At 32.0% G+C, this 23,237-nt stretch carries 24 protein-coding genes; 11 read left to right on the top strand and 13 right to left on the bottom strand.

Annotation, left to right across the window (positions count from 1 at the left end; genetic code table 11):
• Nucleotides 1-40 precede the first annotated feature (40 nt).
• The 4 genes from AC6EIW_RS03215 to AC6EIW_RS03200 all read right to left on the bottom strand — a co-directional run bounded on the left by AC6EIW_RS03215 (nt 41) and on the right by AC6EIW_RS03200 (nt 3,190).
• The gene (locus AC6EIW_RS03215; protein ID WP_498521159.1) at nt 41-1,057 is read right to left on the bottom strand and encodes an SDR family oxidoreductase; all 1,017 of its coding nucleotides are present in this window, start codon (nt 1,055-1,057) and stop codon (nt 41-43) included.
• 1,063 nt (nt 1,058-2,120) lie between these two features.
• Nucleotides 2,121-2,309 (bottom strand): hypothetical protein, encoded by a 189-nt coding sequence (locus tag AC6EIW_RS03210; protein WP_498521158.1) that lies wholly within the window; start codon nt 2,307-2,309, stop codon nt 2,121-2,123.
• Nucleotides 2,310-2,674: 365 nt separating this feature from the next.
• Nucleotides 2,675-2,941: a Nif11-like leader peptide family natural product precursor gene (locus tag AC6EIW_RS03205; protein WP_498521157.1), complete on the bottom strand. Its 267-nt coding sequence runs from the start codon at nt 2,939-2,941 to the stop codon at nt 2,675-2,677.
• 33 nt (nt 2,942-2,974) lie between these two features.
• A complete protein-coding gene (locus AC6EIW_RS03200; RefSeq protein ID WP_498521156.1) occupies nt 2,975-3,190 on the bottom strand; it encodes a hypothetical protein in 216 nt (71 codons plus the stop codon).
• Between the two features lie 250 nt (nt 3,191-3,440).
• Here AC6EIW_RS03200 and AC6EIW_RS03195 point away from each other — a divergent pair, with 250 nt between their 5' ends.
• The 5 genes from AC6EIW_RS03195 (at nt 3,441) to AC6EIW_RS03175 (ending at nt 6,927) form a co-directional block, all read left to right on the top strand.
• Nucleotides 3,441-3,755 (top strand): hypothetical protein, encoded by a 315-nt coding sequence (locus AC6EIW_RS03195; RefSeq protein ID WP_498521155.1) that lies wholly within the window; start codon nt 3,441-3,443, stop codon nt 3,753-3,755.
• Between the two features lie 179 nt (nt 3,756-3,934).
• The gene (locus AC6EIW_RS03190; protein ID WP_498521154.1) at nt 3,935-4,312 is read left to right on the top strand and encodes a DUF2834 domain-containing protein; all 378 of its coding nucleotides are present in this window, start codon (nt 3,935-3,937) and stop codon (nt 4,310-4,312) included.
• 591 nt (nt 4,313-4,903) lie between these two features.
• Complete coding sequence (locus tag AC6EIW_RS03185) at nt 4,904-5,605, top strand: esterase/lipase family protein (RefSeq protein WP_498521153.1); 702 nt, start codon at nt 4,904-4,906, stop codon at nt 5,603-5,605.
• 471 nt (nt 5,606-6,076) lie between these two features.
• Entirely contained in the window at nt 6,077-6,253 is a 177-nt protein-coding gene (locus AC6EIW_RS03180; RefSeq protein ID WP_498521152.1) for a hypothetical protein, read from the top strand.
• Nucleotides 6,254-6,723: 470 nt separating this feature from the next.
• Nucleotides 6,724-6,927: a hypothetical protein gene (locus AC6EIW_RS03175; protein WP_498521151.1), complete on the top strand. Its 204-nt coding sequence runs from the start codon at nt 6,724-6,726 to the stop codon at nt 6,925-6,927.
• A 224-nt stretch (nt 6,928-7,151) separates the two neighbouring features.
• On the opposite strand, the gene AC6EIW_RS03170 is transcribed toward AC6EIW_RS03175, so the two are convergent.
• The 7 genes from AC6EIW_RS03170 to AC6EIW_RS03140 all read right to left on the bottom strand — a co-directional run bounded on the left by AC6EIW_RS03170 (nt 7,152) and on the right by AC6EIW_RS03140 (nt 14,710).
• The gene (locus AC6EIW_RS03170) at nt 7,152-8,729 is read right to left on the bottom strand and encodes a GMC oxidoreductase (RefSeq protein ID WP_498521150.1); all 1,578 of its coding nucleotides are present in this window, start codon (nt 8,727-8,729) and stop codon (nt 7,152-7,154) included.
• A 42-nt stretch (nt 8,730-8,771) separates the two neighbouring features.
• On the bottom strand, nt 8,772-9,365 hold the full coding sequence (locus tag AC6EIW_RS03165; protein ID WP_498521149.1) for a cytochrome c oxidase subunit 3: 594 nt from the start codon (nt 9,363-9,365) through the stop codon (nt 8,772-8,774).
• Nucleotides 9,366-11,057, bottom strand: a complete 1,692-nt coding sequence (locus tag AC6EIW_RS03160; RefSeq protein WP_498521148.1) for a cytochrome c oxidase subunit I — start codon at nt 11,055-11,057, stop codon at nt 9,366-9,368.
• Between the two features lie 9 nt (nt 11,058-11,066).
• Complete coding sequence (locus AC6EIW_RS03155; RefSeq protein WP_498521147.1) at nt 11,067-12,005, bottom strand: cytochrome c oxidase subunit II; 939 nt, start codon at nt 12,003-12,005, stop codon at nt 11,067-11,069.
• Nucleotides 12,005-12,631 (bottom strand): DUF2231 domain-containing protein, encoded by a 627-nt coding sequence (locus AC6EIW_RS03150; RefSeq protein ID WP_498521146.1) that lies wholly within the window; start codon nt 12,629-12,631, stop codon nt 12,005-12,007. The genes AC6EIW_RS03155 and AC6EIW_RS03150 overlap by 1 nt, the downstream gene beginning before the upstream one ends.
• Complete coding sequence (locus AC6EIW_RS03145) at nt 12,631-13,152, bottom strand: DUF2231 domain-containing protein (RefSeq protein WP_498521145.1); 522 nt, start codon at nt 13,150-13,152, stop codon at nt 12,631-12,633. The genes AC6EIW_RS03150 and AC6EIW_RS03145 overlap by 1 nt, the downstream gene beginning before the upstream one ends.
• Nucleotides 13,153-14,479: 1,327 nt before the next feature.
• Nucleotides 14,480-14,710: a hypothetical protein gene (locus AC6EIW_RS03140; RefSeq protein WP_498521144.1), complete on the bottom strand. Its 231-nt coding sequence runs from the start codon at nt 14,708-14,710 to the stop codon at nt 14,480-14,482.
• A gap of 557 nt (nt 14,711-15,267) precedes the next feature.
• On the opposite strand from AC6EIW_RS03140, the gene AC6EIW_RS03135 reads away from it, so the two are divergent.
• The 4 genes from AC6EIW_RS03135 (at nt 15,268) to AC6EIW_RS03120 (ending at nt 20,398) form a co-directional block, all read left to right on the top strand.
• Nucleotides 15,268-16,287 (top strand): FecCD family ABC transporter permease, encoded by a 1,020-nt coding sequence (locus AC6EIW_RS03135; RefSeq protein WP_498521143.1) that lies wholly within the window; start codon nt 15,268-15,270, stop codon nt 16,285-16,287.
• Nucleotides 16,288-16,292: 5 nt separating this feature from the next.
• Nucleotides 16,293-17,072: an ABC transporter ATP-binding protein gene (locus tag AC6EIW_RS03130; RefSeq protein WP_498521142.1), complete on the top strand. Its 780-nt coding sequence runs from the start codon at nt 16,293-16,295 to the stop codon at nt 17,070-17,072.
• Between the two features lie 214 nt (nt 17,073-17,286).
• Nucleotides 17,287-19,518, top strand: coding sequence for a TonB-dependent hemoglobin/transferrin/lactoferrin family receptor (locus tag AC6EIW_RS03125; protein WP_498521141.1), 2,232 nt, complete (start codon nt 17,287-17,289; stop codon nt 19,516-19,518).
• A gap of 49 nt (nt 19,519-19,567) precedes the next feature.
• The gene (locus tag AC6EIW_RS03120; protein ID WP_498521140.1) at nt 19,568-20,398 is read left to right on the top strand and encodes an ABC transporter substrate-binding protein; all 831 of its coding nucleotides are present in this window, start codon (nt 19,568-19,570) and stop codon (nt 20,396-20,398) included.
• Here the strand turns inward: AC6EIW_RS03120 and AC6EIW_RS03115 are convergent.
• Complete coding sequence (locus tag AC6EIW_RS03115) at nt 20,387-21,073, bottom strand: energy transducer TonB (protein WP_498521139.1); 687 nt, start codon at nt 21,071-21,073, stop codon at nt 20,387-20,389. The two genes, AC6EIW_RS03120 and AC6EIW_RS03115, sit on opposite strands and share 12 nt — an antisense overlap.
• 72 nt (nt 21,074-21,145) lie before the next feature.
• Between AC6EIW_RS03115 and AC6EIW_RS03110 the strand changes: the two genes are divergently transcribed.
• Together AC6EIW_RS03110 and AC6EIW_RS03105 are read left to right on the top strand one after the other, a co-directional pair.
• A complete protein-coding gene (locus AC6EIW_RS03110) occupies nt 21,146-21,778 on the top strand; it encodes a MotA/TolQ/ExbB proton channel family protein (protein WP_498521138.1) in 633 nt (210 codons plus the stop codon).
• 59 nt (nt 21,779-21,837) lie between these two features.
• Nucleotides 21,838-22,188, top strand: coding sequence for an ExbD/TolR family protein (locus tag AC6EIW_RS03105; protein WP_498521137.1), 351 nt, complete (start codon nt 21,838-21,840; stop codon nt 22,186-22,188).
• 85 nt (nt 22,189-22,273) lie between these two features.
• On the opposite strand, the gene AC6EIW_RS03100 is transcribed toward AC6EIW_RS03105, so the two are convergent.
• Nucleotides 22,274-22,618 carry a hypothetical protein gene (locus AC6EIW_RS03100; RefSeq protein WP_498521136.1) on the bottom strand — a complete coding sequence of 115 codons (345 nt, stop codon included), beginning with the start codon at nt 22,616-22,618 and terminating at the stop codon, nt 22,274-22,276.
• Nucleotides 22,619-23,237: the final 619 nt, after the last annotated feature.

Here is a 23,237-nt window from a genome sequence, read left to right as displayed (position 1 = left end):
TAATCATTTAATCAATTAATAAAAATTCATATAAAAAGTTTTAATTTAAAATTGTCATTAGAGAAACAGTCATATCTTCTAATGTTTTTTTAAAGTGGGTTGGCTCCCAATCGAAAATTGAAATGGTTTCGGATATATCTGCTCCATATCGCCCCCTTTTTATCATACTGGAAGTGTTTCTCATCTCTCTATTGAAAATTCCAAGAGTGTTTATTAATTGAGTAGGAACTAAGCTCTTTGGAGATTTATTAAATCCAAGTTCTCTTAATATTTCTGAAATTTCTAGAAACGGTATACTTTTTTGAGACGTTGCAATTATCCTTTTATGATCACTATGGCGATTCGTTAATGCTTGAACATGTAATTTCGCGACATCTCTAACATCCACCACAGTAAAATAAATATCTGGCAAAGCAGGGAATTTACCAGTAATCATTTTTGTAATTAAACTTGCTGATATACCCTCTATATCATTGCTAAGTAAGGGTCCAAAAACCATTCCAGGATGAATAGTAGTCATTGAAAACGAGTCGTCTCTATAGCTGTCAACAAAATCCCAAGCTGCTTTTTCTGCGATGGTTTTGCTTTTTATATAAGCCCCTATGTTCTTTGATGTATCAGTCCAATCATTAGGGTTGCAGTAACTCTTGTTATGTCCGTAGGCTATTGCACCTATTGATGAAGTTAGCACTACCTTTTTAACTTTTGATTTATACGCAGCTTTTAATGCCCTTAGTGTTCCCTCCAATGCAGGAGTAATTAAATCATTTTCATTCTTTGGCTCTTCGACAATGCACGGAGAAGCGATATGAAAAAGATAATCACAATCTGAGGCCGCATCGTCCCAGCCCTCATCATTAAGTAAATTTAACTTACAAAATTCAAGATTGTTAATGCTAATTTTTGTTCCTAGGGATTTTCTTACTTCTTCCTCACGATTAGGATCTCTTAGAGATCCTTTTACTTCATATCCATTATTTAATAATTCTAGGATGCAGTGCAGAGCAATAAAGCCTGAAGCACCAGTTACTAGAACTTTCCCTTTATTAAGAGTCATTAGATAATTTTATCAAAAATATACAGATTTTTTATTCCTGGCAGCTTAAGTTCTTTGGGGCATTACATCTTTTCTTGAGCTGATCTTTAATCCTGAAAATCCATCTTTCGCAATATTTTTAGCCTCATCTACCTTTGTCAGTACAACCTCTCTTCGCCGCTGGTTATGTTCATTTTCGAGGCTTGTTTAAATATCACCCTTTTTATGATGAGGAGTAATGATGATACCTCCATTTTTTTTTTTTTTTTTTTTGATGTTTCTTCAGTATTGGATTTGCTTAAAGTACATTGTCTTATCTCTGTGTGATTGAATCTGGAGATGTCAACTTCTCAATGCTCTTTTAAAATCATCATTGTGGATATATAAACTTTTCTGATAAGAGTCTGAGGTTGTTGTTCTGATTGTTTCTCTTACTTTTAACGACATCTAAGACGTAACTAAAAAAAATGTATGGAATGATCTATTTTACTGGCAAAAATGATAATTCAGGTGTTGTAACTTATACCCTTAAGCATCGTTATGCAAAGCCTTCTCATGTAGCTGATATTCCATTGACTAACATCTATCGCTGCTATGAATTACACCAGAGAAGTGCATTATCAAAGTTATGAAAGATCCATCCCATTCGGTATAACCTATATATATGCCAAGCGCAATGCGAGGGGCAACTAAATGTGAAAAAGAAACTCAACTCGCTCAAATATTTTGCTCCTCTAGTTCAGCTAGCCCTCTGCCCTGTAACTATTTTGTTTTTATGGACTGTGCTTACGGGGCCTGAGGTGATTCCTGAAGTTAATGAAGAATCAGTTCGTGAAGACAAAATGATAAACAAAGTTATGAATAACAATTTTTAACTTATGAGTGACAAAAGGATTTGTATAACTAGCGTTAAAAAAGTTTAAATTTTCATTTTTAACAAAGGCTGTTTATCTGGGAGTTGGATACCAAGAGGACTAAAATCAACAATCATAGTAGACAAGGTTTGAGCTAATGAAATGATTATTGGAATATATGGGGGAAGTACAACTGCTAAGCGCATCTGGTCTATGGCTAAATAGTCATTTTATTTTTGATCTTGGTTTTCTTGTTCCCATACTTGAAATTGGAAATATAAGATTGCGCAAATCGTCACGAAGATTAAAAGAAGTCCACCCCATCCCAAAAACTTATGCTTAGTAAAAAGATCTGTAAGCATTGATTTTTCTTGGTATCTATCATCCATCTCGTTTTTGATTATTCCAAGTTCATTCATCAGCAGAAAGTAAAAAAAACATGTAAAAATAAATTATTTCATTCCTCTTGTTAAGAAGAATATAAGACAAAAGAAAACTCTTTTGTTATGGAGAGTTCACTAAATATATTTCGAGGATTTTTTCGAAGAAAAGAGGTTCAATATCTCAAATCTTTAGTTATGCAGTATGAGGATAGACTTCCTTTCACTAACTTGGCGAACTAAGGACAGGATTTTACCTACTATTCCATACTCTAATTGATTATGCCTACGTAATAAGACATCGATATGATAATAATAATGATGTATGTTCTCTAAAATTACGTCGCTCGATTTGGTGTTTTGGATCGCAAAGTTTTTTAATGGTTTGGTTATTACAAATCCCATTAGTTAGTACTTTTATAATTTGTCTCATTTGGGTCTATTCCACTTTCACCGAAGCTATAGGATGGAGATGTATCTTGTTTTTTGATTTTTACACCAGCAATATTCACTTTTGATGCTGCTTTTAATTCATCGCCAGTGAATTTATAACCAAATTCTGAGGCTATTTCTGCAATTTCATTTGCAGTAGCAGCAACTCTTATGGCATTGAGTAACTCTTTATTTCTTTGAAGCTCTGAAAGAAAAGCCTTTAGTTGATCTATAGTCATACGCTCATTATGACGAAGCCTGTACCTTTACCCTTAGGAAACTAGAGTTGAATGTTTTAACCAATTGGCGATTGTCACACAGACAGAAAAATTCACTAGCATCATTCCAAGTGCTCCCAACATTTTGTAGTTTGGGTTCTTATTCATAAGAGAAAATATTCTAGATAAAAAACCTTCTTGTGTTTTTGTAGGTTTAAGCTCTATAGATTTTTCTGAATGAGTAACTTCTTCAGAGTTGATTTCAGTCACGCTGTAAAAGAAAATTTTTTGTTCGTAAGAGCATAAAGAGTAATTCGCTTAAATGGCTAATTATTTATACAAACCAGAGTAATAAGTGGATTTCGAAAAGATTGCTCAAATTTATGAATTAAGTCCTAAACCTTTTTAGCAATTAAAAAAACTAAGGTTAGTGCATATTATTACCAGGTTGTGTACGTTATTGGCTAACCCTTTTACACGTGCTTAGTTAGTATTTTTTTGATTTGTCTTGTTCTTCATTGTGTTTCAACTGTCAAAGCTAAAAATTATTGAGCAAATTATTGAAGAGTGGATTTATTGCTATCCAAGCAGAACCCTTTCAGAAGAAAAGATTGAAATCCTAAAAGAACAACATTATCAAAATCTAAGAGATGATATGAGAGGCGTTGTAAGTGTGATAGTTTATGCCCCAGCATGGATTTGTCGGGAGATTGACTTGGAAGAAGGGGCTAATTGGTTCTTAGTAGTAGCGACTTGCTTGGATTTAATCCACTCCAATAAAGATGGGAAAATAATCACTAAATATACTGATCATTTTCATAACAACCTTGGCTGATCAATAATTGTCTATTTATTTCAGCTCCTAACTAGCTAATGGCTGATATTAATAACAAGATTAATTGGTATTCAACTTAACTTTTTACCTTCTATATTTAGCGATAACTTTAAGAAAACAGTGACTTCTGTATTTTGTTGATTTTTTATACATCAAGAGATTATCCTTTTTAGCTATAAATGATTTTTATTTTAAACCTAATGTGGTCTAACATTCGTCTTTCTATTTATGGCGTAACGACACTAGCTGGATTGATTTGGCCTTTTTACTTTATAGCGAAATTTGTCAGTCAAGTACAAAGTGGTTCTGTTGGAAGCTCAGTTATCGAAATAGCTAATACTTTCATTGATGGTGCCTGGGCAACACCAACATCTGGATTCGTTTCTGCTGATACAGCAGTTTTATTAATTGCAATATTTGCGTTCTATGCTGCCGAGGGGAAAAGACTGCAAATGAAATTGTGGGGTATTTACTTCCCTCTTACTTTTCTGATTTCATTAGCTTTCTCATTTGGTGCTTTTATGTTTATGAGAGAAAGAACAATCAATGGTGATTAGAAAACTGAAGGTTTAGATTATAATCTTTGTTTTTAATGACTTGTCATTATTCGCTTTATAAGCAAGGGTTTGGCATGTTTATTTGCGAAACGCATGAATCTATAAAAATCCCTTTGTGATCCTCAAGAGTAAACAGACTCTATAGAAGTAGATTTACCATTTTTTTTGAAACAGCAATATTTAGAAATCGAGTAGTTATTCTCCCTTTTTCGTATTTAAATACATTCCTTGATTTTTCATGAAATTATCTGACAAAAATGCGTCAGGATTATTAAATCTGAAATAAACCCTCCTCCTTCAACATCATTACTTTTTATACGCCCTTTTTTCTGGAATAATTTTTTCGCCAACACCGTTAACAATGGATTGCAACATTTTCCAATTACTTTGTTTTTATTTTAGATGCCTTCATGAGAGAGTCTTTTGTGAAGATATTAAATACATCGACATGTAATCGCTATTACTAGTAGGAATGATCTAAGAATTCATGTCAATTAGTTAGGTGACTAAAATTATGTATTTTAAAAATATAAATGATTTAATCATTAAAATAGTTTTTAAATTAATTCTTTTCAGGTTTTCTACTAAATCATGAATAAATATATTGAACAGCCAATAATTATCCTTGGTGGTTTCTTGATCGAGGGGAGTTCTTATGGGGATATGACAGAATATATTAAAAGTCGATCAAATAACAAGGTAGTAATAGTTCCAGTAAATAAAATAGAATGGCTTAGCACTAATTGGTCATTTGGTTGGAAGATTATTCTTGATAAAGTTGATAAAATTGTTAAAGAATTATCGAAAGAATCACCAAAAAACAAAGTCACTTTAATCGGTCATAGCTCTGGAGGAATGATCCTAAGATTATATTTATCAGATCTTTTATTTAGTGGAAAGATATACAATGGGAAGGATTACGCTAATTGCCTAATTACCCTAGGAAGTCCTAACCAAGCTAAAAGAGCTACGCATCTGCGTAATTTTGTAAGCTCTAAATTGCCAGGTAGTTTCTACAGCGCTGATGTTTGTTATGTATCTGTTGCTGGTGAATTAGACTTGAACGGACCTATTGCTACAAAAACCTCACTAAGGTTGAGTAGGTCATCCTATAGAGCATTGAATGGGAATGGAGACGTTATTGGAGATGGACTAGTTCCTAGAGATTCAGCATTGCTAATTGGCTCAAAACAGATAGTGATGAAAGAAACAGCACATGGAAAAGCTTTTGGTAAAGATTGGTATGGCTCTAAAAATAAAGTTGAAGAATGGCTGAATAAATCATTGGAATGAGATTGGGGTAATTTAAATAATATTTTTTCTTTGCTTATCTGAATATTGCCTAAAGACATATAAATTAAGAACATAAATACACTTAATATGTAGCAATTAATCAAACAAAGAGATTAAAAAAAACTATAGTATTAATTTGTTTTCATGATATGGAATTAGATCCAATTACTAAATGGTTAATCCGAATTTCTTCTTCTATGATAATTTCGTTAGGGTTAATTTTGATTATTGCAATACCACTAGTAATTTTTAAAACGAGCTCTTTGATTTATTTAACAAAAGAGATCATTCAGAGTGATGTGAAAGATATTCTTACTGGATTGATAGCTAAGATTTAGACTCTACTATATAGTAGAAATAATTGATACAAAACCATCTTTAAAATCTTACTTTAATAATGAAGAGAATATGTTTATTTTTTGTTCTTATCTTGTTGTTTTAATAAATTGTTAGTAGATGAACTTTTCTATAATGAAAAATAGAAAGAATATTGAAGATTTAATTACTCGTTCTCTGAAGGAAGTTTTAAAAAGATCATTATCTCTAGAGAGAGAAGATCAAATTGCAATTTCTCAAGAGTTTAAAGAATGGATTCATGGTGTGGCCAAAGAGGAGGATATTTGGGTTGTAAATAATCAAATTAATTGATTTTAACAGCAATTGCTTTGATCCCCTTGGCTTATAGATTTGAGATACTGTAAGGTAAATATGAAACAATATTTTGTTTCATTTCTTCTAGACTTTTTTGGGCTATAGGAGCGAAAATCTAAAACATATATTAGAAGTCTAAGAAAACATATGTTTTTATCATCGGCCGATTCTATATTCTTTAAGAATCGAGCGGAATGTTTTAGCAATAGTAAGCTTCATGCCTTAGATCAATATTGGAGTATTAACAATTCACACCCTATGCACCAGCAAATTCATGAAATAATTGAGAATATTTTAAATAGTAGAGGCGAAAAGAGTATTAGGCAGTCAAGGTCAGATCTCATTAAGAATTTTGAAAGATCCTTATCAATCTCAAACCCTATGGGTCGCTTGAGTGCAAATATAATTTCTTTTATTTCATATTTTTTCGTTTCTAACGTTGATCAAAATAGTTCAAGAATATTAAAATGAGTAGTCAATATCAATCTTTAATCGATGCCAGAAATCAATGGCAGAGTGATATAAACATGTACAAAGATTTTCTTAAAGGAGATACTAAAACTTTTGAAGGTAGGTACGGTGCAGAAGAATATATTGCTATGGCTGAGAATAGATTGAATGATATAAACCAAAAGTTAAGGAAAATAGAACAAGAAAATCTAGATAAATAGTTTTAATCCTTAATCTGATAATTATAATTTGACTGTGTATTTGATTTTTCATTTTTTCCAATTAGCAGATAAATAATTGATTCCCACATGATTAGAAAAAATTTTTTGGAGTATATCCTATTATTCGGATTTAATTAACTTATAAGATACAACTATAGTAGTAGAATTTAACCATGAGAACAAAATTTTGTACATTTAGTTCCTTCCTATTGATTTAGAGGAAATCACGATCCACCCCAGCATGTGATCTGGGGATTGATACCTGTCGTTAATTTATCTGCCATACGTAGTGCTAAAGCAATAATCGTCAGGCCATGACCAACACTTGGACAGCTTGGGAAAATACTTGAATCAACAATATATAAATTTTCTAGATCATGGCATTTGCCATTTAGATCTACAACCGAGGAATTGGGTGATGTTCCCATTCGACAAGTACCACATGCATATCCAACAACACTTAGAGGGGCTGCGCCTCTTGGGTGAGTAGGGGTTCTTGTTACTACAGCTGTTTTTGTGTCCCGCTCGACCTTATTTAAAGTATCTAACCATCTATAAACAAGTCGATCATGTGCTTCAAGATTATTATGTAAATAGTTAATTCTGATCTTATTATCGTCAACCCATACTCTATTTTCAGGGTCCGGTAATACCTCCGTCATTGCCCACCAAGTAATAGACCTAGAAGCTAGCCGTTTAAGCCCAAAATCTGGTATTAATTTTGTAATCAATGATAGTACTGGTGGAGATTCGGCAAACAATGCATCTTTCAAGACTCCGCCACCAGATTGAATATGCCCAAGAGGGAAATTTACATTTTTGTCTCCCCAGTAATAGTCATTAATACCAAATGATCTGTTGAAAAGACCATTATTTGGCTCACTAGCTCTTTGCAAAATACAAGTTAGTTGAAGATTCATCAAATTTCGTCCTACTTGACCTGAGCTATTACTTAATCCATTAGGATGATTTGCTGTCCTAGAGTTCAACATTATCACTGGTGTATTTATAGCACCAGCAGCCAAGACAACAATATCTGATGAAAACAACCATACATCTTCTTCTAATTTTACCTCTACACCTTTAATTGCTTTACCACTTGGATTGACATGCAATTTTAAGACATTGGCATTAGTTTTTACTTCTAGTCTGTTCTTATCGGAAGCATATAAACCAAATAATTGAGCATCTCCTCTAGGGAAAAAAGAACAATTTTCATAATTATCATTATCCTCTTTTAATGAGTCAGGCCAGCTTATTGGCAAGTCATATGGGTGGCATCCATTCCTAATAAGTGACTCTCTGAGTGACTCTAAAAAATCTTCTAATTTTCTTGGAGCATTATTGTATTTTCTTTTCCGAGGGGGATCTGTTGGGTCTAAACCTTCTTTACCATGAACATTAAATAATTTTTCGGCATATTCGTAGTATGGTTCAAGGTCTTCATAGCTAAAAGGCCAAGATGGAGATATTCCCTCTTGTAAAGGCGATGAAATAAAATCTTTTTCCCTCATTCGTTGTAGAACTGCACCCCAAATCTTTGTATTACCTCCAAGTGAATAGGCAGTTTGAGGAGCGAAAGGATCGCCATCTGGACCAAACCACTTTTCTCCTAAAGGGTGATATTTTGTTTTTCTAAATAAATCAGTACCTTTTATATTTTGATCTTCAAGAGGCAATTGACCTCCACGTTCAAGTAGTAGTACCCATTTACCTTGTCTACTTAACTCACTGGCAAGAGTAGAGCCTCCCGCCCCACTCCCAACAATTATACAGTCATAATGATGATCATCTATAAACATTATTTTCGATATTTTTTTTGAATCTGCATATACAAATGAAAATTATTGCCACACATAAATTAATACAAATAATATAATCCAAATTACATCTACGAAGTGCCAAAATAAACTTATTGATTCAACTCCCATTTCACCCTTTTCATAATTTCCAGGAATAAATGAACGAAATAACATTAAACCCATTAGTAATATTCCTGTAATAACATGTAAACCATGGAAACCAGTTAGTAAATAAAATAAACTACCAAATACACCACTACTAAGGCTGAATGTCAATTCAGACCATTCAACATATTGACCATAGACAAAATATGATCCCATTAACATTGTAATTAACCAAACGATCCTAAATCCCCAATAATTCTTTTTATGTAAGTATCTTTCAGCAAAATATATAACGAAACTTGAGCCAACTAAAACGACTGTGTTGATTAATGGTTCTCTTACCGCTATACCTCTTACGCCGTCAGGATACCAAGTCGGTGCTGAAATTTTTAAGACAGCATAGCCAACAAAAAAAGCAAAGAAAATAATACTTTCTGAGCACAGAAAAATAATAAAACCTGTCAAATTATGTCCATCATGTTTAACATGACCAGGTGTGTGAAGTAGTGATTCCGATTCTGTTGAAGTCATTTAGGTTTCATCTAGGGCTTTTTTAACATAAAATTCCTCATCAACAACAAAAGGTTTGTTTAACCCATAACAGTAAGGTTCATTAAGTACAGTTGGAATATCTTCTTCAAAGTTCTCATGAGCAGGTGGTGATGGTAATAACCATTCAAGTCCAATAGCATTCCAAGGATTTGGAGGTGCTTTTTTACCTCTAGACCATGAACTAACCATATTTAAAATAAATGGAATAGACGCGACACCAAGCATGAAGGCTCCGATACTCGCAATAACATTCCAAATAGCAAACTCTGGATCATAAGAAGCAACTCTTCTTGGCATACCTAGTAAGCCAGCCCAATGCAATGGCAACCAATTAAGTGTTGCTCCAATAAAAGTTAAAGTAAAGTGAACCTTGCCCAGCCCTTCATAAAACATACGACCAGTAAATTTTGGGAACCAGTGATATATTCCTGCAAATATTCCAAATGCAATTGTATTGAAAATTATGTAATGAAAATGAGCAACAACAAAGTATGTGTTCCCAACGTGTATGTCAATTGGTACTGTTGCAAGCATTACACCAGTAATGCCTCCAAATATAAAATTAAAAAGTCCCCCTAAACAGAACAGCATAGGTGTATTCAATCTTAAATTGCCACCCCAAAGAGTTGCTATCCATGCAAAAACTTTAACCCCAGTAGGTACAGCAATTAACATTGTTGTAAACATAAAAATATTTCTCATCCACATTGGTGTACCGGTATAAAACATATGATGTACCCAAACGACTAGAGATAATATCGTTATGCCAAAGGAAGCTACGGCTACAAATTTATAGCCAAATAATGGTTTACGAGAATAAACTGGGAACAATTCTGAAAATATACCAAATACTGGTAAAACCATTACGTATACAGCGGGATGAGAATAGAACCAAAAAAAATGTTGAAATAAAACTGGATCCCCACCTGTTTCAGGATTAAAAAAGCTTGTTCCAAAATTAAGATCAAAAAAGAGCATTATTGCTGCACCTGTAAGTGCTGGTAGCCCAAGTAGTTGAAGAATTTGTGCAGCCAATACAGTCCAAATAAAAATAGGCATTCGAAAAAACGACATTCCTGGTGCTCTCATTCGAATAATCGTTGTCACAAAATTAAGGGCACCAATAATTGAGGAAACGCCCGACAAACCAATTGCTGTTATCCATAACATCTCACCATTAAAGAAAATACCAAGCGGATTTTGAATGCTTACTGGTGGGTAAGACCACCACCCAGAGGAAGCTGGACCTCCGGGAACAAAAAAGCTTGCAAGTAATACAATTGAGAAAACTGGCACTAGCCAAAAGGCAAGCGCATTTAATTTTGGAAATGCCATATCCGGTGCTCCAATCATTGGTGGTACCAATAGATTTGTTAGTCCACTAAGTACTGGAAACAAGAACAGAAAGAGCATTACTGTTCCGTGCATTGTGTACAGACCGTTATAAACACTTGGATCAAAAAGATCTGATGGTGGTGTGATCAATTCACCTCTTACTAACATTCCGAGTAACCCACCTAATAACAAGAAGAAAAGAGCGGTTACTATGTATTGGATTCCAATAACCTTCGCATCTGTATTAAATCCAAAAAATCTTTTCCAATTATTTGGAGCTCCAGGTACTGGATGGGTAGCTTTTAAAACACGTTCGTCGTAATTAGTTATTGTCATAAATCAAATCTATCCTTCATGTTGTTGCTGATAATCTCCAGGCTCATTAACTAGAGGTGCTGATTTTGGAGGTACAGTTGCCCAGCCTCTATTTCCTTTTTCTAATCGTTTTTTGTAAAGAATACCAGCTTGATTTAAACCACTAACAGGTACTTTTTTTACAGTCTTATTTATCCATTTTTGGTAAGAATCTTTTGATTCAACAATTACATTAGTTTGATTTTCAGAAAAATATGTTCCACTAAACATCGAATCTCTAAGACGATAAACACCAGATCTTGTTGGTGTGAGGCTATATTCGATTACACTGCCTGGAATAATATCCTGTTTTAATCGAAAAGCAGGAATATAGAAACCATGTAGTACGTCCTTAGAAATTAATCTAAAGTTAATCTTTTTATTGATTGGTAAATGTAACTCTGAGCTGGAAAAGCCTTCAGGATATACAAACTCCCAGTTCCATTGTCTTGCTATTACATCAATGGGAGCATCATTAAGTTTTAGTCCAAGTTCAGAATTTTCAATTAAATTCTTTTGTGGATCATATTTTGATTTGGATCCTAAATTCTTAAGGGTGCTATTAACATTAGTTGAGTAAATTGCAATTGCAATAACAAGCAAAAGAGGAATTACTGTCCAAACAATTTCTAAATTTGTATTTCCCTCTATGGGCTCTCCAAAACTTTCATCATATTTTGGAGCTCTATTAAATATTAATACCCAACCAATTACACCTGAGCAGCCAAGAAAAATAAAAGTTCCAATTCCTGTCTCAAAGGCAAAAAGATTATCTACATATGGAGCTGCTGCTGATGCTTGTACTGGAAGCCAAGAATATGACCAATTTGCCATTAATTTACTAATAAGCAAATCTATAAATATTGCTATTGATATGCCAACAATAGATATAAACTTCGGATTAAAAATTTTTTTTACTAACGTATTCATTATAAAATACTTGTAAGATCAATTCCTTTAACTAAAAGTTGATCCGCTGTAATATGGACACCAAAATCACTTGCCAACCATGCACCTAAACTACCATGTAATCCCATAATTAATAAAATGATAGTACCTGAAAATAAATAAGACCATGATACCTGTCTTCCAAAATCTTTTCTAAAAACAAATCTCTGATAACCTCTCCAAACTGTCATAGTAATTAAAATAAATAATATTAAAACTCCTCCTACCCCATGCCAAAGCATAGTAGTAATAGCTCCTTGTCCAATAATACTTTTTATCCCCCCTATAGGCACAGCTAAAAGCATTTCAAAGAAGCCTGTAGCAACTGTAAAAAATGTAATAAAGGAAGCTGCAAGTATGTTATACCAACCAACATCATGAAACCCCACTCTAGTAACCGGAAAAGCTAGAAATCTCAGTATTCTCTTCTCAAAAGGATAAAATGCTCCTGCGAAATCAAAAGCTATAGCAATAGCAAATAATCCAATAGTTAAATGAACCAAGTTGGGATGAATTGGTATTTTATAGGGAAGGTCATTAGGACCTAATGAACTCTGTATCTCTGTGATTGGTGATGTAATTTTAATTAAAACATTATTAATAATCATTATATTATTCCATCTCTTATTGCATTAACTACTGGAACAGTATGTAATCCATAAATCCAAACAAGTTTATCACCTAAATAAACTTGAATACATACAAGAAAACCAAGCATTATGTCTACAAATAAAAAACCTATTGATAGATTATTAGGGTTATTTTGCCGTGAGACATAACGCCAGCCAGTTATTATTGAGAGAATAGCTGCTAATGACCAACCAATCGTACTGTGATAGTTCAAAATATCTTTTGAAGATCCATAAGGATTTGCCAATCCAGCTTCAATTTGACCGAAAATTATAGCAATAAAAATTGCTATCGTAGCAACTATTAAATTAAGAAAACTAACCTCAAAAAGATTAGATCTTTTCGTAAGAATGCCAATAATATCAAAAACAACTGCTATTAAAGTCATTGCAATAACAAAGTGAACAATTATTGGATGAATTACATCGATCCAAGGTAGGTTCTTTTCATTAAGTGCTGGCAGCAGACTCATTACTACTGAATCAAGCCGTAAATACATAGCATGTTAATTCAATAAAAATGTTAATGGTTTGCTTTTTATCAGGTTTGTTTGTCGAAAAAATATGACATTAAATTTCCTGATAGAGACTTTCTATAAGTTAATTTTATGATTGCGGGTAAAGCCTAGCTATCTTTTCTTTTTGCTCCTTAAATTTTTTATCTGTTGACGAAAGAGATTTATTTGAATACATCTCTCGAATTGAGATATATCCTACATAGAACATCATCATTGAGAAAATGAACCCTGTTACTAAGATCAGGATTCCTAATACACTCTGCGGAGCAAGAAATTGTAATCCCAAAGTTTCAGCTAAATACATCAATTAAATAATCACCTATTAAAATATTATAAAAAAACTCAGATAAACCCATAAAAAAAGATTCATTTGAGGAGTAAATTTAATACATAAAGCATGTTTTGATTTTGAATTAGGTGATTTCACTCTAGTAGATATTTACTTGATGATGACAATATTATTTTTTAATCTTTGAATTGATGAAAGCATACGAGATCTTCTCAAGGATAAAAAGCGAGACTGATTTTAAAGATATTGATAAAAACCTTTTACAGGGCCTCGAATGCAGTCAATTTAATTGTGAAAATAAAAAATTTCTATCAATGATAAAAGAACAAACTATTTCAGCTATTCATAATAAAAAGTATTTGACTATAAATTCATTAGCAAAAATTGCCAAAACACTTTAATAAAATTAATCTTTTCACCGAAAAATATATTAAAAGTTAATTTCCTACATTTTTTATGCAAGGATAAAAAAATAGAAATTTACAAGAAAGAAATTCTAATGTATCATTTTTCGACTTAAATTATATATAAAAATATTCCAAAATTTTCTTTAAGCGATGATACAGAAATTTGGTTTATTTATTAAGTGTATTTTGAGTTTAATGAAATTGTAAATTACAAAATTATTATATTGATTTAGATGATAAAACAATAGATAAGGCTGATGTAATACAAAATTTAAATATATTTCTAGCTATTTCTTCCCCCTTTATGTCGAGTGCTTTTGTACATAAACGCTATGCAAGTTAAATATGTAGAAATAAAGAAACAGCTGTTTTTGTTGAATTTGTATAAACTGAAACTTGTAGGGTATAAATTGTTCGAGAAAACATATTGATATCAAGTATATTAAATTAAAAAATACTGACATGGATGAATTAATAAATCCACAAACAACTAATAACTCTTTAAACACAGGGGAGTATAGAATTTTCTTTAAAGGTATTTGGACCGGTGTATTGATTTCTTTGATTGTACATTATTTTACAAATCACTAAAAATGTGATTTGTAAAACTGATTTAGAACGGTTTTAAGACTCCTTTTCCTTCCTCATCTTTTTCCTCTGCTGTATTGGATTCCATAGGGTTATATTCAAACTTTCCAAAGAAACCAGACATAAGCCAAATTATTGCAGTCCCAATCGCAATTATTAAACTACCAAAACCTAATATAAATAATCCTTTAAATAATAAAATCAAACCTGCAGTTACGAGTGTTAGAGAAAAATTAAATAAAATTTGCGGGTTCATGAAATTATTTTTATTTTATTTTTTTATTTTAGTTTACAATCTTTTAAATTTTAGCATTAATTCTGTATCAATAATATTTTGTTCTTTAATAGTTTTATTTAATAAGTTTATACCTATCATATTTTACTCTTTGATTGATTAATTTGAATCATTATTTAATAAACTTATAATTGATTCCATCAAGGATAAATTTAGCTTAAACATATTTATAAAACGAAATCAGCCTAAGATAGATATTTTAAATGCTTGGAGTATTGCCACATACATGAGCAATTGGAGACTGCCAAAAGAATTTGTGTTGCAGCTCTAACAGAAGATCCTTTTGATAATCTAAAAGGAAGTATTGATCAGAACGGATTTTTCTAATACTTATTGTTTTTTTAAGCATTAATTTAATATTCCATATAGTAAGAATATACTAAAAAATATTTGCCTTTAAATTCTTGCACTAGGTTCATTTTCATTAAGTCCTTTAAGCTATATTTATTGAATATGTAATATTTGTACATTGCATAAATATCTTAATGCCTATCGTATAATTGTAATAAATTTTTCAGGTGTTTTATAAAAAGCTTTTAAATTTATTTAAAGAAAAGAATTGGTTGAACGGCACAGTTCTTTTAGCATTTATTGGTTTAGTCATAGTCTTGTCCTTAAGTAGAGGTTCCATTGACCTTACTAGTGAAGAAATTTTCAAGGCTTTTTTACGACAAGGCGACATAACTAATCAGATCATTTTTTGGGAACTTCGGCTACCTAGATTAATAGCCTCATTATTAGTTGGCTCTGCGTTAGGCATGTCGGGTGCTCTCTTGCAGGGAATGCTTAGAAATGGCTTGGCAAGTCCTTATTTGCTTGGGATTTCTGCAGGTTCTGGTTTAGTAATTGTTTTGTTGATTAGCATGGGTTTATGGCTCTCTTGGATCCCAATTGCTGCTTGGATTGGAGCTATTTTTACTACATTGATTGTCTATTTTTTAGCAAAATCAGGTACTTCTATATCGGTGGAAAGATTGATTCTTGGAGGGGTTGCTCTAAGTAGCCTTTTTGGGTCTATTCAGTCAATGCTACTTCTACAAACTGAAGATGGACGAGTTCAAGCTGCTTTAACTTGGTTGATAGGTAGTCTTAATTCAAGAGGTTGGGCTGAAATTAAGTTGGCTGCTCCACCAATTGCATTTGCTTTAGTTGTGGGTTTGTTACTCTCTAGGCCATTAAATTTATTAGGTTTGGGAGATGAATTGTCAGTAGGGTTGGGGAATTCTTTATTTCGTTCAAGATGTTTGATTGGTGCATCGGCAACTCTTTTGGCTGCAAGTTCAGTTAGTGTTGGTGGGTTGATAGGTTTTGTAGGTCTGATTGTCCCCCATGCCGTACGATTTTTATTTGGAACAGACTATAGAGTCGTTCTTCCATTCTCTGCATTGTTAGGTGCTTTAACACTCAGCTCAGCTGATTTAATTGCAAGATCAGGGACTATTGAATTGCCTGTGGGAATCATTACATCACTATTAGGTGCTCCGATTTTTATAGTCTTATTGTATAAAAGACAAAAATCTTTATCTACTTTGAGATAGACGTAATGACACTTATAACAAATGATTTCTCTACCGGTTATGAAGAAAATAATATTATTAAATCTATCAGTCTTTCATTGCAGAAGTCAGAATGGCTAGGAATTGTTGGAGCTAATGGATCAGGTAAATCCACTTTCTTAAAAGGGATTAGTCGTATACTTGATGCACATTCAGGTACTGCATATTTAGACGGGCATGATATTCATCATTCTTCCACAAAAGAAATTGCAAAAAAGATTTCTATCTTACCTCAGCATCAAAGATCTAATTTAACTCTAACTGTCTATGAATTGGTTTGCCTTGGACGTTCACCCCATAAGAAATGGTGGGAATTAGATCTTAATGAAAATGATCATTCTAAAGTTGTAAGATCCATCGAATTAACTGATATGACTGATTTTAAGGATAAACCTATTGATATGTTATCTGGAGGGCAAAGGCAAAGGGCTTTCCTTTCCTTAGCTCTCGCTCAAAATGCAAAAACACTTTTATTGGATGAACCGACGACTTTTTTAGATCTTCGATATCAACTTCAATTCTTAGATCTACTAAAGAAAATTAATCAAGAACAAGAAATTTCAATTATAACTGTTATACATGACTTGAACTTAGCAGCAAGATACTGCGATCGGATTGCAGTACTTAAAGAGGGAAAATTATTAGCTATTGATTCACCAAAGAAAGCACTTAATAACCACCTAATTAAAAAAGCATTCCAAGTTGAGACATGTCAAATAGAGACACCTATTGGTCTTCAAATTTGCACAATTAAGGCTGCACAATAAAAGCTAAACAGAGTAGCTCTTAAATCTTGTCATTTTTTATACCAGGCCATAACCAAATAAATACTTTTTTCTGGATGTACCTTCTTGTTGAGTATTTTTGCTAGTTCATCTGTATAGATTTATACGGCATTTAAAAGTTGAAATTTATTATTTGCTTTATAAAAAGAGAGTAAATATCTTGTTGTGTGAGGCAAGAGTGAAATTTTTTAAGAAGTTGTTGGTAGTACCAGCAGCTACTGCTACTTTGTTAGCTAATCCAGGCTTTGCTGACGTATCGGGAGAATTGTCAACAAACAATCAAGACATTGAAGATTCTCAAACTATAAAAATAACTGTTTCTGGTACGAAAACTCCCAGAAGAGTTGAAGATTTGCCTGCAACTGTTTCTGTTTTTGAAAATGTTCAGGATGACCAAGGAAGTGATATTAGAGATTTGTTGAAATATGAAACTGGTGTTTCTACTAAGAATAATATTTTCCATGGATTGCAAGAAATAAATATTAGAGGAATGGAGGGTAACAGAGTTCTTATCGAACATGACGGTGTAAGAGTTCCGACTCTTTATACTTTTGGCCCTTACAACGTTGGCAGGGGGCAATATATAGATTCCTCGTCGATCAATAATTTAGAGGTTTTGCGAGGCCCGGCTTCAAGTCTTTATGGAAGTGATGCCTTGGGAGGTGTTGTTTCTTTCAGGTCACTAGAAGCTAGTGATTTACTTAAAGAAGGAGAGACAAGAAGGTTTGAGTTCCCCATGGCATTTGATGGAAGCAATGATGGAAGCACTGGAACTATTAGGTGGGCGGAAGATGCTGGAAGAGCTAAATTGCTGTTATCGTATACAACGGAAAAAAGTAGTGAATCGGATACAAAAGCCTCAGAAGCATTTACAAACGACCAAGAAAATGAAGGGCAAATAATCTATGGAAATTTCAGTTATGATTTTGATGACAATAAATCTATAAGTTTATCGGTTGAAAATCTCTACAGAGAGTCAGAAACAACAGAGGGTTCTGGAAATTTAGGAGTTGTAAGTGGAAGAACTCAGTCAAAATATGTTTACGATAATGATGTTGATAAATCAAAGTTGGTTTTTAAATATGAGCATGAAAATATAAATAACTCTGATTTTTTTGATGGTGCTTCAGCGAGAATTTATCATCAAAATGCAGAGGTAGATGATAATAGATTTGAATATGGCACAAGACCTTCGGGAATTACAAATTATTTTAGGGAAGACATATATGAATTTAATGAAAAAGTAACTGGATTTGATTTTCAGTTAGTTAAAAATAATGAAATATCAAACGCAAACCACAGATTTTCATATGGCGGAAGTTATTCAAAAACAAAAAATGAAAGACCGAGATCAAAGTTTGAAACTGATCTTGATACAGGAGTAAGGACTGCTGGAATTAGTTCAACTCCAACCCTTGATTTTCCAGATTCTGATACAAAAAGACTAGGTATTTTCTTACAAGATGAGATTACTTTTGGCAGTAATTTTGAACTTATTGCTGGCTTAAGGTATGACTCTTATGACTTGGAACCTGAGGCAAGTAGTCTTTTCCCAAGTCAAAGTGCCTCATATGATTCAACAGCACTTAGTCCAAAAGTCGCATTGATATACAATATTAATGATGAAACTTCAATTTATGGACAATATTCCAGAGGCTTTAGACCACCAAATTACAACGAAATAAATAATGGTTTTACAAATATTGCTGGTAGATTTTTTAAATATGAAACTTTACCAAATGCTGATCTAGAGGCAGAAACAAGCAATAGCTATGAAATAGGAATTAAAAAATCCTCTCCAAAATGGGATGTTAATTTAAGTGCCTATTACAATAAGTATGAGGATTTCATCTCTTTTGAAACTACTGGTTCTAGATGCTTAACTTTTGTACCTGGGTGTCCGCCAAGTTTTATTGGCGGTTTCAGTACAAATAGTGTCACGCAATTACAATATACAAATACCAGCAAGGCTACGATTTATGGAATTGAATTAGGTGGAGAATACAGACTTCCTGAGGCAACCGGTTTGAGTGTTATTTATAGTGCTGCTTTATCTCAAGGAGATGATGACACAAAGGATGTACCCCTTGCTTCAATTAACCCGTTTAAATTGGTCACGGGATTGAAGTACTTATCAAATAATAAAAAATGGAGATCTGAACTAACAGCAACACACACAGGCAAGGCGCGAGTAAGTTCCTCCTCAACAACGTATGTACCTAAGGCGCAAACAGTGCTTGATTTAGTTAATAAATATAAATTTAATGATTATTTTGATGTTAATCTTGGGATCTACAACCTAATTGATAATAAATATTTTGAATATTCAGACGTGAGAACAGTTTCAGCATCTTCATCTGCTGATTTTATTGACTCTTATTCTCAACCTGGAAGAAATTTAAAGGCAGGATTCAAATTTAGTTTTTAAATTAAATCAACTTTAATTCCTTATATTTAATAGGTTCAATTTCTTTCTCATGAATTCAATAAAACATTATATTTGGTTTCAAATATTTATCCTCTCTTTTTTATTAATAAACATAAAATCCAAAGCGGATACACAACAAAGAATAGTCACGCTGACTTCACTTAGTACAGATCTGGTTAATGAAATTTCACCTGAATCATTAATTGGAGTATCAGGTAGTAAGTTAATTAAAAACAATAAAGATTTTGAGAATAAAGAATTTGTAACTGAGGGCAGAAACCCGCCAGACCTTGAAAAAATACTTTCTCTTAATCCAACATTAGTAATCGGTGCTAAAGGTTTTCATGATAAAGCCTTAAATAAATTAAATTCCCTAGGCATTAAAACTATTTATACAGAGATTAGAAATTGGGATGATTTAGAAAATTTGAATAATAAACTGACTAACTTTGTTGGTAAAGATTCAAATAAATTGAATACCTTACTGGATTATTGTTATCCTAAAATTAAGAGAAGTAGTGATGAAATTGTTGTTCTTGCAACTTTAAAACCTCTTGTTTCCCCTAATTCCAAGAGTTGGTCAGGCAGTCTGCTAAAAAGATTTAACTTTAATAATTTAACCGCTGATCTTGATTCAAAAAGCGCATTTAGAGGATATGTAAATCTCTCTCCTGAATGGCTTATAACCAAAAATCCTTCAAAAATAATAATAGTAAATTATCCTTCTCGAAGTAAAACAAGTTTGCAGACCCTTCCATTTTGGAGAAATCTAAAAGCAATTGAAGAAGAAAAGATTTATAACTTTGAGTATTACGGTTTAATTAATCCAGGAAGTTTAAAAAGCATAAATTCTGCATGCAAGAAATTATCATCTATTTAGCTTCAGATTATATTCTATATTTATCGTTCTTTTCTGAGTAAGTGGATAAAACTTTGAATTTAGAGCTGCTTTAATTCCAGTTTTGTCTATAATTTCGTAACCTGAAGATTTTATAATTTTTGCCTCAATAACCTCTCCATTTGTAGCAATCCATATTTTAAGTTTCAGGATACCTTCAAATCCTCCTCTTAAAGCAATTTTAGGATATTCAGGCTTTACACAAGATAAACAAATTATTTTTTCTTTTCCTTTCCCTTTTAGACTTCCTTTCTCTACTTGATTTGTTATTTCTTCACCTTCATTCCCAACAACTCTATTTTTTTTAGGATCACTAATTGGAAAAGCTAACCTCTTTTTTCCTTTTGCTTTCTTTATTTTTTGAATTTTGTTTGGGCTCTCTTTTTTTAAAATTTCATCTTGAGTCTTTTTATTTATTATTTGTTCCTTCTTTTGATTACTAGGCTTTGTATTTCCTCTTACTGGCTTGAAAATATAGTCACCTTTGCCAATTATTGAACTAATATCTAATACTTCTACTGGAATTAGCTTGTCTCCAAGTGCTGTTTCTTGCTTTTTATATGAAACTGCAAGTAACGATAAATGAAGCAATAATGACAATATAATGTAATAATTTAACTTTTTTATACTATGCATTTTTCTTCTTAATTTTTTCATTTTTATGCGAATATCAAATTTATGAATCTTTTTCAATTAGTATTATGATTATAGTATTTATCGTAAGTTTTCTTGTTCGATCTTTTTCAATCTGGTGGCATTGTTATGTGGCCATTATTAGTTCTTTCAATTACTTCTTTAGCATGCATATTTGAAAGACTAGCATATTGGAAAAAATCAACATTAATAAAACATAGTCAACTCAATAGAGTAGTAGAAAATTTTTCAAGGATTAATTCTATGAATCAACTTTTAAAAATCAATACTAATTCGACTCATCTTGAAAAGGTTTTGTTTGATTCATTAAAAATTATTGACCAAAGTCATTTAGATGGAAGTAGTGGTCTTGATATTAAATTAGCTTTAGAGATATCAATTCAGTCAATCCAATCGGAGTTTGGTAAGTTTAGTAATTTGTTTTCTACAATAATTTCTGTATCTCCCTTACTTGGACTTTTGGGTACAGTATTAGGACTTATAGAATCTTTTACTTTTATAAGACTTGGAGATTCTGGAGTTAATGCTCTCGAAGTAACTGGTGGAATAAGCGAGGCTTTGATTTCAACAGCAAGCGGCTTAATTATTGCTATAGTTACATTAATTTTCTCTAACTATTTTAATAGTTTATGGAAAAAACAAAACTCAATATTAAATCAGTACTGCGGAAAGTTTGAGATGCTTTACAAAAATAATCTACTTAAATAATAATTATGATTTATTATAAAAATGATATTAGCAGTAATAACAAAATTGATATCTTACCAATGATTGACATCATATTTGCTATTTTATCTTTTTTAATTATTTCTAGTCTTTATCTTTCGAAAGTTGACACTATTTCTATAGATTTGCCAGAAGCGAAATCATCTTTAAGACAAGATAAGAAATTTATTAATATTTTTATTGATAAAACTGGTGTTATTTATTTAAATCAAAAGAAAATAGTGATAGATGAGATCTCTGATTTGATTCCCAATTTGACTGTAGAAAGTAAGAATCTTGTTGTACTCCATGCTGATAAGAATGCATCACACGGCGATGTTATTAATGTTTTAGATGAGCTTAGAAGTATTAACAGTTTGAAAATAGCAATTTCTACTACGTCTCCAGATTAATTACTTCTTAAACAACTAAAGTAAGCAAATACATTTAAATTCTTATTTTTATAAATGGAAATCTACCTATCAAATTTAGCTTTTACTAGTTACCATTTAGTAGAAATTTATTTAGCTCATTCTCCTCTTCAATTGTGATAATGCACTTTTCTTTTATTTGTTTAAGTAAGGTTTGGTATATATTCGTTGGAGTGATTTCTTCACTTTGTAAACCTATATATTTAAAGTATGAATATTTAAGAGTTTTTTCGTTGTCTAATCCATCAAAAAAATGATCTTCTTTAGCATTGCAAAATCTCTCTGCATATTTGTTCGCAATTGTTATTTGTGATCCATTTGGGATAGACTCCTCTTCGGTCGCATAAACTTTGATTGTAACTGTAATTAATATAATTGAAATTAGCAAGGCATTATTGAGAATGTTTTTCACAGTTAGTACTAAATAATTTTTACGCTACATACATGTTAGACATCTTCACTTAATTAAACCAACGAAAATATCTATAAGAGACGATTTTTGATTTAAGCAATAACACCTTAATAAGAAATGATAAAAAATATGGTTATCTTTAATGTAAAAAAGAATTGAATAGATTTATTCACTTATATGTCATTGGGTGGAATGAGGATCTTGGAAAAAATAATTACACAATGATGTTTGTAGCAGTAAACGACAAAAATATTGATACAATTACTGGTGTAGATCTAAACCATCTAGAGCGAAATATTTTTAAGATTGATTTCATAATGTTTAGTTAATTACAGGAGAACTATTTACAAATGCAACATCAAAAGAATAAAAAGCCGAAATTCATGAACCATAGTTTATTTTTTATTAGTTTTTAAAAATTGAATTGAATTGAATTGAACAATTTATTTGATGAGGTTCCAATAACATTTTTTATAACAAAAGGCACCTACTTTTTTTGTGATCAGATTAGAGTAGTGCTTACCCAAATTGTGAATTTAACATTTCTTACGAATCAAAATGTCCCTTTGATTAATAGTGAGGTTTCTTAATAAGCCCTAGTTAGATCTTATGATTGGAA

The sequence above is a fragment of the Prochlorococcus sp. MIT2308 genome, assembly GCF_059772345.1.
The sequence above is the reverse complement of the archived record's forward strand: the minus strand, read 5'-3'. Positions and strand labels throughout refer to the sequence as shown.

Coding starts and splice junctions, on each gene's coding strand:
- AC6EIW_RS03215 (WP_498521159.1), bottom strand. CDS start 1,057: ATGACTCTTAATAAAGGGAAAGTTCTAGTAACTGGTGCTTCAGGCTTT.
- AC6EIW_RS03210 (WP_498521158.1), bottom strand. CDS start 2,309: ATGAATGAACTTGGAATAATCAAAAACGAGATGGATGATAGATACCAA.
- AC6EIW_RS03205 (WP_498521157.1), bottom strand. CDS start 2,941: ATGACTATAGATCAACTAAAGGCTTTTCTTTCAGAGCTTCAAAGAAAT.
- AC6EIW_RS03190 (WP_498521154.1), top strand. CDS start 3,935: ATGATTTTTATTTTAAACCTAATGTGGTCTAACATTCGTCTTTCTATT.
- AC6EIW_RS03185 (WP_498521153.1), top strand. CDS start 4,904: ATGAATAAATATATTGAACAGCCAATAATTATCCTTGGTGGTTTCTTG.
- AC6EIW_RS03180 (WP_498521152.1), top strand. CDS start 6,077: ATGAAAAATAGAAAGAATATTGAAGATTTAATTACTCGTTCTCTGAAG.
- AC6EIW_RS03175 (WP_498521151.1), top strand. CDS start 6,724: ATGAGTAGTCAATATCAATCTTTAATCGATGCCAGAAATCAATGGCAG.
- AC6EIW_RS03170 (WP_498521150.1), bottom strand. CDS start 8,729: ATGTTTATAGATGATCATCATTATGACTGTATAATTGTTGGGAGTGGG.
- AC6EIW_RS03165 (WP_498521149.1), bottom strand. CDS start 9,365: ATGACTTCAACAGAATCGGAATCACTACTTCACACACCTGGTCATGTT.
- AC6EIW_RS03160 (WP_498521148.1), bottom strand. CDS start 11,057: ATGACAATAACTAATTACGACGAACGTGTTTTAAAAGCTACCCATCCA.
- AC6EIW_RS03155 (WP_498521147.1), bottom strand. CDS start 12,005: ATGAATACGTTAGTAAAAAAAATTTTTAATCCGAAGTTTATATCTATT.
- AC6EIW_RS03150 (WP_498521146.1), bottom strand. CDS start 12,631: ATGATTATTAATAATGTTTTAATTAAAATTACATCACCAATCACAGAG.
- AC6EIW_RS03145 (WP_498521145.1), bottom strand. CDS start 13,152: ATGTATTTACGGCTTGATTCAGTAGTAATGAGTCTGCTGCCAGCACTT.
- AC6EIW_RS03140 (WP_498521144.1), bottom strand. CDS start 14,710: ATGAACCCGCAAATTTTATTTAATTTTTCTCTAACACTCGTAACTGCA.
- AC6EIW_RS03130 (WP_498521142.1), top strand. CDS start 16,293: ATGACACTTATAACAAATGATTTCTCTACCGGTTATGAAGAAAATAAT.
- AC6EIW_RS03120 (WP_498521140.1), top strand. CDS start 19,568: ATGAATTCAATAAAACATTATATTTGGTTTCAAATATTTATCCTCTCT.
- AC6EIW_RS03115 (WP_498521139.1), bottom strand. CDS start 21,073: ATGAAAAAATTAAGAAGAAAAATGCATAGTATAAAAAAGTTAAATTAT.
- AC6EIW_RS03105 (WP_498521137.1), top strand. CDS start 21,838: ATGATTGACATCATATTTGCTATTTTATCTTTTTTAATTATTTCTAGT.